We start from the raw sequence: 13823 nt of genomic DNA on the forward strand, positions 1-13823 counted from the left end.
GCGCCTGCGCCAAGGGTTCGAGCCATTGTGCGCCTGTGCGCGTCAACGTGCCAACACGGCCTTTAGAGCTACGCCGGTATGGGTAGCCAAGCGCACCACCTCCTCCGGCGGCGCCGCGGCGACGATGCGCCCGCCGGCGTTGCCGCCCTCGGGCCCGAGGTCGAGGATCCAGTCGGCCTCGGCGATCAGGTCGAGGTCGTGCTCGATCACCACCACGCTATGGCCGCCGTTCACCAGCCGGTGCAGCACGTGGATCAGCTTCTCGACGTCGGCCATGTGCAGGCCCACGGTCGGCTCGTCGAGCACGTACAGCGTGTGCGGCGGCTTCTGGCCGCGGCGGGTGATGTCGTCGCGTACCTTGCTCAGTTCGGTCACCAGCTTGATGCGCTGCGCCTCGCCGCCCGACAGCGTGGGCGACGGCTGCCCCAGCGTGAGGTAGCCCAGGCCCACGTCCTTCAGCAGCTGCAGCGGATGCGCGATGTTGGGCATGCTGGCGAAGAACTCCACCGCCTCGTCGACTTCCATCTTCAGCACGTCGCCGATGCTCTTGCCGCGCCAGCTCACGGCCAGCGTCTCGGGGTTGAAGCGCGCGCCGTGGCAGACCTCGCAAGGCACCTTCACGTCGGGCAGGAAGCTCATCTCGATGGTGCGCACGCCCGCGCCGTCGCAGCCCGGGCAGCGGCCTTCGCCGGTGTTGAAGCTGAAGCGCGCCGGGCCGTAGCCGCGCGCCTTGGCTTCGAGCGTGTCGGCAAAGAGCTTGCGGATGGTGTCCCAGAAGCCGATGTAGGTGGCCGGGCAGCTGCGCGGCGTCTTGCCGATCGGCGTCTGGTCGACCTCGAGCACGCGGTCGATGACCTCGTAGCCGTCGACACCGCGGCAGCCGACCCACGCCGGGCGCTTGCCCGCGGCATCGGCATCGCGGCCGGCCTTGGTCATGCGCTGCACGACGATGCCCTGCACGCTGGCCAGCAGCACGTCGCGCGCGAGCGTGGACTTGCCCGAGCCGCTGACGCCGGTGACCACCACGAGGCGATGCAGCGGCAGCGTGGCGGTCACGTCCTGCAGGTTGTGCAGGTCGGCGCCGTGCACCGTGAGCCAGTTGCCGCTGTCCTCCGCCTTCGGGTCGGGCGAGGGAATCGGGCGGCGGGCCTGCAGCGGGTGCCGGATGGCGTCGCGCAGGTAGCGGCCGGTCTGCGAATCGCCGGCCTTCTGGATGTCGGCCACGGAGCCCTCGGCCACGAGGCGGCCACCGCGCTTGCCGGCGCTGGGGCCGATGTCGATGATGTGGTCGGCGCGGCGGATGGTGTCTTCGTCGTGCTCCACCACCACCAGTGTGTTGCCCTTCTCGCCGAGCTTGTGCAGCGCGTTCAGCAGGATCTGGTTGTCGCGCGCATGCAGGCCGATGGTCGGCTCGTCGAGCACGTAGCACACGCCCTGCAGGTTGCTGCCCAGCTGCGCCGCCAGGCGGATGCGCTGCGCTTCGCCGCCGCTCAGCGTGGGCGCGCCACGGTCGAGCGTGAGGTAGCCCAGGCCCACTTCTTCGAGGAATTCGAGGCGGCTCCTGATCTCGGGCACGAGGTCGCGCGCGATCTCGGCTTCGCGGCCGTTGAGCACCAGCCCTTCGAACCACTGGCGCACCTCGGTGACGCTCATGCGCGCGAGCTGCGTGATGCCGATGCCACCCGAGCCGTCGGCCGCGGTGCCGAAGCCCACGGCGCGCGCGGTGGCGTTCAGGCGCGTGCCCTCGCAGGTCGGGCACACCACGTCGGCGAGGTCTTCGATCTCGGGTTCCGCGAAGGTCTGTTCACGGCCCTTGTTGTCGTCGTCGCGGATCGAGTCGTCGAAGACCTTGCGCTGGTCCTTGCTCAGCTTCACGCCCGTGCCCACGCAGTCGGGGCACCAGCCGTGCTTGCTGTTGTAGCTGAACAGGCGCGGGTCAAGCTCGGCGTAGCTGGTGCTGCACACCGGGCAGGCGCGCAGCGTCGAGAACACGCTCACGCGCCCGATGCCCGCGGCGGACACGCCGGCCATCATCGCGGCGCGCAGGCCGTCGAGTTCGCTCAGCACATGCACCACGCCCTTGCCGTGCTCCAGCGCCTTGGTGAGCGCCGCGCGCAGTTCGTTCTCCTGCGAAGGCAGCACGTCGAGGCTGGCCACGGGCAGCTCGATGCTGTGTTCCTTGAAGCGGTCGATGCGCGGGAAGCCCGTGGTCGGCAGGAAGTCGCCGTCCACGCGCAGGTGCGTGAAGCCGCGCGGGCGCGCCCAGTCGGCCAGCTCGGTGTACACGCCCTTGCGGTTGCTCACCAGCGGCGCGAGCAGGCCGATGTGCTGGCCCTTGAAGTTGCGCATGAGCTGCGCGGCGATGCTGTCGGGCGTCTGCGGCTGCACGGCGGCGCCGTCGTGCACGCAGTGCTGGATGCCCAGCTTCACGTACAGCAGGCGCAGGAAGTGCCAGACCTCGGTGGTGGTGCCCACCGTGCTCTTGCGGCCGCCGCGCGACAGGCGCTGCTCGATGGCCACGGTCGGCGGAATGCCATACACCGCGTCCACCTCGGGCCGGCCCGCGGGCTGCACGATGCTGCGCGCATAGGCGTTGAGCGATTCGAGGTACCGGCGCTGGCCTTCGTTGAAAAGAATGTCGAACGCGAGCGTCGACTTGCCCGAGCCGCTCACGCCCGTCACCACGCTGAACTTGCCGCGCGGAATGTCGACGCTGAGGTTCTTCAGGTTGTGCTCACGCGCATTGACGATCTGCACCGCGTCGGCGCCCGGTGCCTTTTCTTTCTGCGCGTTGGCGATGTAGCGCCGCGCGGCGCGCTCGGCCACCTTGTAGGCGCCGGGGCCGATGGCGAGTTCGTAGTCGGCCAGCGCCGCGCCGGTGAGCGAGGCGCGGTTCTCGCGCAGCTGCTCGGGCGTGCCCTCGGCCACCACCTGGCCGCCGGCGTCGCCGCCTTCGGGGCCGAGGTCGATGAGCCAGTCGCTGGCGCGGATCACGTCTAGGTTGTGCTCGATGACGATCAGCGAATGGCCCGCGTCGAGCAGCTTGCGCAGTGCGCGCATGAGCCGCGCGATGTCGTCGAAGTGCAGGCCGGTGGTCGGCTCGTCGAACAGGAACAGCGTGCCCTTGCGGGCCACCGACTGCCTGCTGGCGGTGGCGTTCTTGGCGGCCTCGGCCAGGAAGCCGGCAAGCTTCAGGCGCTGCGCCTCGCCGCCCGAGAGCGTGGGCACGGGCTGGCCGAGCTTCACGTAGTCCAGGCCCACGTCGACGATGGGCTGCAGCACGCGCACCACCTCGCGGTCGGCGTCGAACAGCGCCGCGGCTTCGGCCACGGTGAGCTCCAGGATATCGGCCACGTTGTAGCTCGCATCCTTGCGCACGATCTTCACTTCGAGAATTTCGGGCCGGTAGCGCTTGCCGTCGCAGTCGGGGCAGCGCAGGTACACGTCCGACAGGAACTGCATCTCCACGTGCTCGAAGCCCGAGCCGCCGCAGGTGGGGCAACGCCCGTCGCCCGAGTTGAAGCTGAACTTGCTCGCGGTGTAGCCACGCTGGCGCGACAGCGGCGCGGTGGCGAAGATCTCGCGGATGGCGTCCCATGCGCCCACGTAGCTCGCGGGGTTGGAACGCGCGGTCTTGCCGATGGGCGACTGGTCGACGAAGACCACGTCGCCCAGGTGATCGGCGCCGAGCATGCGGTCGTGCGCGCCCGGCGTCTCGGTGGCCTTGCCGAAGTGACGCATGAGCGCGGGCGCCAGCACGTCCTGGATGAGCGTCGATTTGCCCGAGCCGCTCACGCCGGTCACGCACACGAGGCGCGCGAGCGGAAAGTCGACCGTGATGTTCTTCAGGTTGTGCTCGCGCACGCCTTCGAGGATGAGCCGGTGCGTGTTCTCGCTCACGAGCCGCTTGAAGCCCATGCCGATCTTCTTGCGCCCGCCCAGGTACTGGCCGGTGAGCGTGTCGGCGTCGCGCAGGTGGTCGGTGCCGCCGTCGAACACGATCTGCCCGCCGCGCGCGCCGGGGCCGGGGCCCATGTCGATCACGCGGTCGGCGGCCAGCATCACGGCGGGGTCGTGCTCGACCACCACCAGCGTGTTGCCGGCATCGCGCAGGCGCAGCATGGCCTCGGTGATGCGGTTCATGTCGCGCGGGTGCAGGCCGATGCTGGGCTCGTCGAGCACGAACAGCGTGTTCACCAGCGAGGTGCCCAGCGCTGTGGTGAGGTTGATGCGCTGCACCTCGCCGCCGCTGAGCGTGCGGCTCTGGCGGTCGAGCGTGAGGTAGCCGATGCCCACGTCGTGCAGGTAGCGCAGGCGGGTGGTGATTTCCTCGAACAGCAGCTTCAATGCCTGCGCCTCGCCCTCGCTGGCGGGCGTGCCGTTGCCGTGGTGCTCGACGCGATCGAAGAACTTGCGCAGCCGCTCGATGGGCAGCAGCATCAGGTCGTGCAGGCACAGGCCCGGCAGCGCCTCGAGCTGCGCGCGCGTCCACTTCACGCCGGTCGGCATGAAGCGTCTGGCGGGTTCGAGCACGGCGTCGGCGTCGTCCTTGCTGCCGATGCGCCACAGCAGCGGGTCAAGCTTCAGGCGCGCGCCGCTGCAGACGGGGCACGGCGTGTAGCTGCGGTACTTCGACAAGAGCACGCGGATGTGCATCTTGTAGGCCTTGCTCTCCAGGTAGCCGAAGAAGCGGCGCACGCCGTACCACTGCTTGTTCCAGTTGCCTTCCTTGTAGTTGGGCGTGCCCTCGATCACCCAGTGCTTCTGCTCGTCGGTGAGCTTGTTCCACGGCGTGTCGCGCGGAATGCCAGCCGCTTCGGCGTGGCGCATGAGGTCGTCCTGCGCCTCTTTCCAGGCGGGCGTCTGGATGGTCTTGATGGCGCCGGCGCGCAGCGTGAGCTTGTCGTTCGGAATCACGAGCCCCAGGTCGACGCCGATCACGCGGCCGAAGCCCCGGCAGGTGTCGCAGGCACCCACCGCCGAGTTGAACGAGAACATCGACGGGATGGGGTCGGTGTAGCGGATGTCGCTTTCAGGGCAGTGCAGGCCGGTGGAGAACTTCCACACGTCGGTCGGCGCATTTTCATCAGCGCCGGTCGCATGCACGGTGACCCGCCCGCTGCCGCGCTTGAGCGCCACCTCGATCGCCTCCACCACGCGCGAGCGCTCGGCGCTCGACGCGCGGAAGCGGTCGGCCACCACGTCGAGCACCTTGCGCGGACCGGTGGGCGTGGCCACCTCGCGCTCGGCCTGCACGCGCGTGAAGCCGCTGGCCGACAGCCACTGCGTCACTTCTTCCGCCGTGGTGCTCGCGGGCAGCTCGACCGGGAAGGTGACCACAAGGCGCGGATCGCCCGCCGCCGCCGCGCGCTCGACGATCTGCGCGTAGATGCTGTCGGGCGAGTCGTGGCGCACCGGCAGCGCGGTCTCGCGGTCGAACAGGCTGGCCGCGCGCGCGAAGAGCAGCTTCAGGTGGTCGTTCAGCTCGGTCATCGTGCCGACCGTGGAGCGCGAGGAGCGCACCGGGTTGGTCTGGTCGATGGCGATGGCGGGCGGCACGCCCTCCACCTTGTCGACGGCGGGCTTGTCCATGCGGTCAAGGAACTGGCGCGCGTAGGCGGAGAAGGTCTCCACATAGCGCCGCTGGCCTTCGGCGTAGAGGGTGTCGAAAACGAGACTGGACTTGCCCGAGCCGCTCGGCCCGGTGACCACGGTCATCTCGCCGGTGCGGATGTCGAGGTCGAGGTTCTGGAGGTTGTGCTGGCGCGCGCCGCGAATCCGGATGGAGCCCTGTGTCATGAGTGCCTTGAGGGGTGGGGCAAACATTCTAGGGAGTGCTCCGTGACGCTTCGCCCCACCCCGGCGCATGGGCGGCGCCCGCGCAGGGGTTTGTCTGGATGGCAATTTAGACACTTTGAGTAACAAATGCGACGTTTATTTTTCACAATTGTTCAGCGCGTCTGCGGAAGGCGCCGAAAGGCTTTCATGACGAAGAAGAAAGTGGCAGGTTCGCGGCACGCCCTCGCCGTGGCCGCCCTGCTGGCGCTGTGTGCCACGGGCGCCTCCGCCCAGATCGTGATCGGCCAGACTGCCGGCATGACCGGCTCGGTGGCGGCCAGCGTGAACGAGACCATCGGCGGCGCGCAACTGGTGATCGACGCGGCCAATGCCCAGGGCGGCGTCCACGGCGAGAAGATCGAGGTGATCCGCATGGACGACGCCTTCGACGTCAAGCGCGCCGGCGAGAACGCGCGCGTGCTGATCGAGGACAAGAAGGTGCTCGCGCTCTTCATGAGCCGCGGCACGCCGCACTCGCAGGCCATCATTCCGTGGCTGGACAAGAACGAGGTGGCGCTGATCGGCCCCTCGACCGGTGCGATGGTGCTGCACAAGCCGCTGCAGAAGCACGTGTTCAACGTGCGCGCCACCTACCAGCGCGAGGCCGAGAAGGCGGTGCAGCACCTGCTGACCATCGGCCTCACGCGCGTCGCCGTGGTCCACGTGACCGACTCGTTCGGCGCCGATGCGCTCCAGGGCGCGATGACGGGCTTCACCAAAGGCAAGGCCACGCCGATCGCCACCATTCCCGCCGACCGCGACAAGCCCGACTACAGCGTCATCGTGCCCGCCATCAAGAAAGCCGACGCGCAGGCGGTGGTGTGGATCGGCTCGGGCGTGGCGGTGGTCGACGGCATCAAGGCGCTGCGCGCCGCGGGCTCGGCGGCGCAGGTGGTGACGCTGTCGAACAACGCCTCGTCGGGCTTCATCAAGCAGCTGGGCGACGCCAGCCGCGGCGTGATCGTGACGCAGGTGTTCCCCAGCGAGCGCTCGCTGGGCCAGCCGATGGTGAAGGAGGCGCTGACGCTCGCGAAGGCCAAGGGCCAGGCGGAGCTGTCACCGGCCGCGCTCGAGGGCTTCGCCTCGGCCAAGGTGCTGGTGGAAGCGCTGCGCCGCGCCGGCCCCAAGCCCACGCGCGCCAAGGTGCTCGCGGCGCTCGAGAGCCTCAAGGGCTACGACCTGGGCGGCGGACTCGAGGTGAGCTACTCGCCGCAGGACCACAGCGGCATCGACTTCGCGGACCTCGCGATCATCAGCGAAGGCCGCTTCAAGCGCTGACGCGAACCGGTTGCGTTACTTCGCGGCGGAAGCCGCGGCAGCCGGTGCCGAGGCGGCAGCGGAGGCCGGGGCCGCCGGCGCGGCTGCCGGTGCTGGCGTGGCGGGTGCGTGCGTCGTGTCGCCGCCGTGCTTCTCGCCGGACATGTCGATCTTGTCGCCGCCCTTCGAAATCACATACAGGGCAATGGCGGCGAAGATGACGAAGCCGACAACGATTTTCCACATGGGTACTGTCTCCTGAGAAGGTTAAGAGGCTGAAGAAGAGGATACGCAAGGTTCAAGAAAAAGGCCTCATGCCGCGGGCATGAAGCCTCTTTGTTGAACGGAGGGTGGCCGGCGCGGCCCCCTCCTGGTGCGCCACGGATCAGTCGTTGGCGTAGATGTCCACGTCCTTGGTCTCGCGGATGAACAGCGTGCCGATCACCAGCGTGACGCCCGCGATGATGATCGGGTACCACAGGCCGTTGTACATGTTGCCGGTGGAGGCCACGATGGCGAAGGCGGTGGTCGGCAGCAGGCCGCCGAACCAGCCGTTGCCGATGTGGTACGGCAGGCTCATCGAGGTGTAGCGGATGCGCGTGGGGAACATCTCGACCAGCATCGCGGCGATCGGGCCATAGACCATGGTCACCAGCAGCACCAGCCAGAACAGCAGCACGATGGTCAGCACCTTGTTGATCTTGGCGGGATCGGCCTTGGCCGGGTAGCCGGCGATCTTCAGGTCTTCGGCCACGCCCTTCTTGAAGGCGGCGATGGCCTTGACGCTGGCTTCGTCGAACTTGGAGTTCGCGACCACGCCGGTGGGCGCCTCGACGGTCTTGTCGCCGATCTTCACCACGGCGGCGGAGCCGGGTGCGCCGGCCACGTTCTCGTAGCTCACAGAGTTCTGCACGAGGTAGCGCTTGGCGATGTCGCAGGAGCTCTTGAAGTCGATCTCGCGTGCCACCGGGTTGCCCTGGAACGAGCAGGTCTTCGGGTCGGCCGTCACCGTGACGCCGGCCGTGGCTTGCGCGCGGGCCAGGTCGGGGTTGGCGGCTTCGGTCAGCATCTTGAAGACCGGGAAGTACGTGACCACGGCCAGCAGGCAGCCGGCCATGATGATCGGCTTGCGGCCGATCTTGTCGGACAGCGTGCCGAACACCACGAAGAAGGGCGTGCCCAGCAGCAGCGCGGCGGCGATCATCAGGTTGGCGGTGGTCGCATCGACCTTGAGCTGCTGCGTCAGGAAGAACAGCGCATAGAACTGGCCCGAGTACCAGACCACGGCCTGGCCGGCGGTGAGGCCGATCAGCGCCAGGATCACGATCTTCAGGTTCTTCCACTGGCCGAAGGATTCGGCGAGCGGTGCCTTCGAGGTCTTGCCCTCGGCCTTCATCTTCTGGAAGGCGGGCGACTCGCTCAGCGTGAGGCGGATCCACACCGAGATGCCCAGCAGCAGGATCGACACGAGGAACGGAATGCGCCAGCCCCACTCGCCGAACACCTGCTCGCCGAGCCAGGTGCGCACGCCCAGGATCACGATCAGGCTCAGGAACAGGCCGAGCGTGGCCGTGGTCTGGATCCACGAGGTGTAGGCACCGCGCTTGCCGTGCGGCGAGTGCTCGGCCACGTAGGTGGCCGCACCGCCGTACTCACCACCCAGCGCCAGGCCCTGCAGCATGCGCAGCGCGATCAGGATCACCGGCGCGGCGACGCCGATGGTCGCGTAGCTGGGCAAGAGGCCGACGATGAACGTCGACAGGCCCATGATCAGGATCGTCACCAGGAAGGTGTACTTGCGCCCGATCATGTCGCCCAGGCGGCCGAACACGATGGCGCCGAACGGACGCACCAGGAAGCCGGCGGCAAACGCCAGCAGCGCGAAGATGAAGGCCGCGCCCGCATCCAGGCCGCTGAAGAACTGCTTCGCGATGATCGCGGCGAGCGAACCGTAAAGGTAGAAGTCGTACCACTCGAACACGGTGCCGAGCGAGGAGGCGAAGATGACCTTCTTCTCCTCGGCGGACATGGGCCGGGGGGCCGGATGCGGCACTCCCCTTGAATCTAGCGTGGCTGCCATCGTCGTCTCCTGGTGTGTATGTATGCGTTCGTCGGTTCCCGGCATTCGGGACCGTGAGGCATTCTTGGAGGCGCGACTGACCCGAGGCTTTCGCGAAACTGAACCGGCGCTTACGGTTTAGGGTGAAACCCGCGCTGCTCGTTTCAGCTTGTAAGAAACGGAGACCCTGCGCGGGTTTGTCCTCAGCCCTTGCTGCGAAGCAGCAAGAGACCTTGATCCCTTGCCTCAGCTCTTGCTGCTGCGCAGCAAGGAAGGCCGCTGGTCGGCACCGGTCCATTGCGGACCGTCGAACCAGGCGTCGCCCTGCAGGTAAGCGCGCAGCAACGCGAGGCCGTCGAAGCCCCAGAACAGGCGCCCGTCGACCACGTAGCACGGCACGCCGAACACGCCCTGTGCCACGGCCTCGTCGGTGTTGCGCTTGAGCAGGGCCTTGTTCTCGTCGCCGTTCACATCGCGCTTCGGTTGCAGTTGCGCCGTGAGCGCAGCCAGCCGCGTGGCGTCGCCCGCTTCTTCGCCGCCGCGCCACACGTGGCGAAAGATCGTCTCGGCCGCGAGGCGGCTGATGCTGCCGTCGTCGCTCGTGGCCACCGCCAGGCGCAGGTGCGGCAGCGGGTTGTACGGATGCGAGGCCGGCATCTCGATGGGGAGGCCGTGCGCGTGGCCCAGCCACAGCACGTGGCGATAGGTCCAGCTGCGCTTGGAAGGGATTTCAGCGGGGCCGAGCTGGCCGTGGTGCTTGAGCAGCGCGCCCAGCAGCACCGGCTTGTAGGCCACGCTGACGCTCAGGCCTTCGAGCGCCTCGGGCAGGTGCTCGAACGCGAGGTGCGCGTAGGGCGAAATGAAGTCGAGGTAGAAATCGATGTGCTTCATGCGTCGTGGTCTCCTGTGGTGGGTTCGGGCACGCGCCAGATGCCGGCCTGGGCCCGCAGTTCGATCGCTCGCCACACCTGGCGCCGCGTCTCGTCTTCCATCTTGCTCCAGCCGGCGATCTCGGGAATGGTGCGCAGGCAGCCTTCGCAGAAGCCGCTCAGGCGGTCCATGCGGCACACCGACGAGCATGGCGACGGCACCTCGCCGTCCATGCGCTGCACGGTCCCGGCGCGTTCGGCAAGGGCGTTCGCTTCGTCGAAGTTCACACCACGTCGGCCACCGGCGCGCCGGTGAGCTTTTCCAGGTCGTTCGGGTGCAACTGGAACACGGCGTGCGGATGGCCCGCGGCAGCCCAGATCTCCTCGAAGCGGAACAGCTCGCGGTCGATCAGCACCACAGGCTTCGTCACATGGCCCACCGGCGACACGCCGCCGATGGTGAAGCCGGTGCGCGCCTTCACGAAGTCGGCGTCGGCGCGGCCGGTCTTGCCGACGATGGCATCGACCTTCTTCTCGTCGACCCGCTTGTCGCCCGAGGTGATGACCAGCACCGCCGCCTCGTCGCTCTTGCGGCGGAAGATGATGCTCTTGGCGATCTGGCCGACCGAGATGCCGAGCGCATCGGCGGCCTGCTGCGCGGTGCGGCAGGCGTCGTCGAGCATGCGGGGCGCATGGGGATGGCCGGCGTCCTGCAGCACGCGGGAGACGCGCTGGACACCTTCAGGAAGGGAATGGAGTTCGGAGCCGCACATGACAGGGTTCTGGGCGAGGTTCTTGTGTTCGTGGGGGCGTGGGCCCCGCGTTGCAGCCCCCGAGCATACGGAAAAGCCCCGCGCCCCGGCGCCGCCGCCCTCTTGCGACCTTCAGCCCCGGCGCACCAATGCGGAGAGCACCCGCGCACGACGCCCGTGCGCGGCGCGCCGGCGCCGGTCCGATTTCGGTGCGCCACCGGCCGATGAGCCCGGCGACACGGGCGCCACACGGGCTTTCGGACGCGGCACGCTTATTGCTGAACAGGGTGGCGACCCCGCCGGCCCCTGCGGCGGGTTCGCAGTGCCTCCGCTAACGACGGCGGGGTTCAAGCGCACCGAAGGCCGCCCGCCCTCGGTTCGTCTGCTCCAACCCATTTCGCATCCGTTCCGTCGCGGGGGCCCCAACGACGCTGTCTGTTCCGACAGCGGCCGCGGGGGCGCCTTCCAGGGCCGGTTGCGTGCAGGACCCCCAATGAAGATCGCAGTCATCGGCCACGGCATGGTCGGCCACAAGTTCCTCGAGCAACTCCACACGCTCGGCCTCCCGGACGCACAGGTCACCGTGCTGTGCGAAGAGCCCCGCCCGGCCTACGACCGGGTGCACCTGTCCGAATACTTCGCCGGCAAGACGGCGGACGACCTGTCGCTGGTCGAGCCGGGCTTCTTCGAGCGCAGCGGCTTCACGCTGCGCCTGGCCGCGCGCGCAGTGGCCGTCGAGCGGCGCAACAACACCGTCACCACGGCCGACGGCGAGGTGATCGCCTACGACAAGCTGGTGCTGGCCACCGGCTCCAACCCCTTCGTGCCGGCCGTGCCGGGCCGCGACCGGCCGAACTGCTTCGTCTACCGCACCATCGAGGACCTCGATGCGATGAAGGCCTGCGGCGCCAAATCGCGCAGCGGCGTGGTGGTGGGCGGCGGCCTGCTGGGCCTGGAATGCGCCAAGGCACTGCGCGACATGGGCCTGGAAACGCACGTGGTCGAGTTCGCGCCGCGCCTGATGGCGGTGCAGGTCGACGAAGGCGGGGGCCGTGCGCTGCGCGGCAGCATCGAGGCGCTGGGCCTGCATGTGCACACCGGCCGCAACACGGTGGAGATCACCGACGGCGCAAGCGCGCGGCACCGCATGGTGTTCGCCGACGGCACGCACCTGGAGACCGACATGATCGTGTTCTCCGCCGGCATCCGCCCGCGCGACGAGCTGGCGCGCCAATGCCTGCTGGCCGTCGGCCCACGCGGTGGCGTGGCCATCGACAGCCATTGCCGCACCAGCGACCGCAACGTCTACGCCATCGGCGAATGCGCCTCGTGGAACGAACAGACCTTCGGCCTCGTCGCGCCGGGCTACGACATGGCGCGCGTGGCCGCCCGGCACATCGCCGGCCAGGCCGACGCGGCCTTCACCGGCGCCGACCTGAGCACCAAGCTCAAGTTGATGGGCGTGGACGTCGCCAGCATCGGCGACGCGCACGGCAAGACGCCGAAGTCGCGCGCCTATCAGTACATCGACGAGCGCAAGCAGGTCTACAAGAAGATCGTCGTGAGCGAAGACGGCAAGCAGCTGCTGGGCGCGGTGCTGGTCGGCGACGCCGCCGAGTACGGCACGCTGCTGCAACTGGCGCTCAACGGCATCGCGCTGCCCGACGAGCCCGAGTTCCTGATCCTGCCCTCGAGCGACGGCAAGGCCAAGCCCGGCCTGGGCGTGGACGCCCTGCCCGACAGCGCGCAGATCTGCTCGTGCAACAGCGTCACCAAGGGCCAGATCTGCGAAGCCGTGGGCCAGGGCGTGTGCACGCCCGCCGAGATGAAGGCCTGCACCCAGGCCGGCGCCACCTGCGGCGGCTGCGTGCCGCTGGTCACGCAGGTCATGAAGATGGAAATGGCCAAGCGCGGCATGGCCGTGAACAACCACCTGTGCGAGCACTTCCCCTACTCGCGCCAGGAGCTGTACCACCTCATCCGCGTGGGCGAGATCCGCAGCTTCGCAGACCTGCTCGCCAAGCACGGCAAGGGCCTGGGCTGCGACATCTGCAAGCCCACGGCCGCGAGCATCTTCGCCTCGTGCTGGAACGAATTCGTGCTCAAGAAAGACCTGGCCGGCCTGCAGGACAGCAACGACTACTTCCTGGGCAACATCCAGAAGGACGGCACCTACTCCGTCGTGCCGCGCATGCCCGGCGGCGAGGTCACGCCCGAGGGCCTGATCGCCGTGGGCCAGGTGGCCAAGAAGTACGGCCTGTACACCAAGATCACCGGCGGTGCGCGCGTGGACATGTTCGGTGCGCGCGTGGAGCAGCTGCCGTCCATCTGGGAAGAACTCATCGCGGCCGGCTTCGAGTCGGGCCATGCCTACGGCAAGTCGCTGCGCACGGTGAAGAGCTGCGTGGGCTCCACCTGGTGCCGTTACGGCGTGGACGACAGCGTGGGCCTGGCCGTCGAACTGGAGAACCGCTACAAGGGCCTGCGCGCGCCGCACAAGATCAAGTTCGGCGTATCCGGCTGCACCCGCGAGTGCGCCGAGGCGCAGGGCAAGGACGTGGGCATCATCGCCACCGACAAGGGCTGGAACCTCTATGTGTGCGGCAACGGCGGCATGAAGCCGCGCCACGCCGAGCTGCTGGCGAGCGACCTCTCCAAGGTCGACCTCATCCGCATGATCGACCGCTTCCTGATGTTCTACGTGCGCACGGCCGACCGCCTGCAGCGCACCAGCACCTGGCGCGAGAACCTCGAGGGCGGCCTCGACTACCTCAAGGGCGTGCTGCTGCAGGACACGCTGGGCCTGGGCGCCGAGCTCGAGGCCCAGATGCAGCACGTGGTCGACACCTACCAGTGCGAATGGAAGACCGCCGTGACCGACCCCGCCACGCGCCAGCGCTTCCGCTCCTTCGTGAACAGCGAGAAGCCCGACGAGCACATCGTCTTCGTTCAGGAGCGAGGACAGATCCGCCCCGCCAGCGTGCAGGAGCGCGGCGAAGCCTCCATGGCCTGAAGCACACCACACCGAAGAACACAGAGGAACACCCC

General features: G+C 68.4%; 8 protein-coding genes. 2 read left to right on the top strand and 6 right to left on the bottom strand.

Going from position 1 to position 13823, the window contains the following annotated elements:
• Window positions 1-42: 42 nt before the first annotated feature.
• Window positions 43-5799, bottom strand: coding sequence for an excinuclease ABC subunit UvrA (uvrA, locus tag D3H34_RS05750; RefSeq protein WP_119552464.1), 5757 nt, complete (start codon window positions 5797-5799; stop codon window positions 43-45).
• A gap of 186 nt (window positions 5800-5985) precedes the next feature.
• Between uvrA and D3H34_RS05755 the strand changes: the two genes are divergently transcribed.
• Window positions 5986-7116, top strand: coding sequence for an ABC transporter substrate-binding protein (locus tag D3H34_RS05755; protein ID WP_119552465.1), 1131 nt, complete (start codon window positions 5986-5988; stop codon window positions 7114-7116).
• A 15-nt stretch (window positions 7117-7131) separates the two neighbouring features.
• Here D3H34_RS05755 and D3H34_RS05760 read toward each other — a convergent pair whose 3' ends face one another.
• From D3H34_RS05760 to D3H34_RS05780, 5 genes are all read right to left on the bottom strand, one after another.
• Complete coding sequence (locus D3H34_RS05760) at window positions 7132-7341, bottom strand: hypothetical protein (protein ID WP_119552466.1); 210 nt, start codon at window positions 7339-7341, stop codon at window positions 7132-7134.
• Window positions 7342-7480: 139 nt separating this feature from the next.
• Complete coding sequence (locus tag D3H34_RS05765) at window positions 7481-9175, bottom strand: MFS transporter (RefSeq protein ID WP_119552467.1); 1695 nt, start codon at window positions 9173-9175, stop codon at window positions 7481-7483.
• Window positions 9176-9400: 225 nt separating this feature from the next.
• On the bottom strand, window positions 9401-10045 hold the full coding sequence (locus tag D3H34_RS05770) for a 2-hydroxychromene-2-carboxylate isomerase (RefSeq protein ID WP_119552468.1): 645 nt from the start codon (window positions 10043-10045) through the stop codon (window positions 9401-9403).
• Window positions 10042-10311: a DUF1289 domain-containing protein gene (locus D3H34_RS05775; protein ID WP_286185470.1), complete on the bottom strand. Its 270-nt coding sequence runs from the start codon at window positions 10309-10311 to the stop codon at window positions 10042-10044. The genes D3H34_RS05770 and D3H34_RS05775 overlap by 4 nt, the downstream gene beginning before the upstream one ends.
• Window positions 10308-10796 carry a YbaK/EbsC family protein gene (locus D3H34_RS05780; protein WP_056577405.1) on the bottom strand — a complete coding sequence of 163 codons (489 nt, stop codon included), beginning with the start codon at window positions 10794-10796 and terminating at the stop codon, window positions 10308-10310. The genes D3H34_RS05775 and D3H34_RS05780 overlap by 4 nt, the downstream gene beginning before the upstream one ends.
• Before the next feature lie 472 nt (window positions 10797-11268).
• Between D3H34_RS05780 and nirB the strand changes: the two genes are divergently transcribed.
• Window positions 11269-13788, top strand: a complete 2520-nt coding sequence (gene nirB, locus D3H34_RS05785) for a nitrite reductase large subunit NirB (RefSeq protein ID WP_119552469.1) — start codon at window positions 11269-11271, stop codon at window positions 13786-13788.
• Window positions 13789-13823 lie beyond the last annotated feature (35 nt).

Source organism: Acidovorax cavernicola, from assembly GCF_003581445.1.

Bases quoted from the DNA above. Each gene is read 5' to 3' on its own strand.
- uvrA (WP_119552464.1), bottom strand. From the start codon at position 5,799: ATGACACAGGGCTCCATCCGGATTCGCGGCGCGCGCCAGCACAACCTC.
- D3H34_RS05755 (WP_119552465.1), top strand. From the start codon at position 5,986: ATGACGAAGAAGAAAGTGGCAGGTTCGCGGCACGCCCTCGCCGTGGCC.
- D3H34_RS05760 (WP_119552466.1), bottom strand. From the start codon at position 7,341: ATGTGGAAAATCGTTGTCGGCTTCGTCATCTTCGCCGCCATTGCCCTG.
- D3H34_RS05765 (WP_119552467.1), bottom strand. From the start codon at position 9,175: ATGGCAGCCACGCTAGATTCAAGGGGAGTGCCGCATCCGGCCCCCCGG.
- D3H34_RS05770 (WP_119552468.1), bottom strand. From the start codon at position 10,045: ATGAAGCACATCGATTTCTACCTCGACTTCATTTCGCCCTACGCGCAC.
- D3H34_RS05780 (WP_056577405.1), bottom strand. From the start codon at position 10,796: ATGTGCGGCTCCGAACTCCATTCCCTTCCTGAAGGTGTCCAGCGCGTC.
- nirB (WP_119552469.1), top strand. From the start codon at position 11,269: ATGAAGATCGCAGTCATCGGCCACGGCATGGTCGGCCACAAGTTCCTC.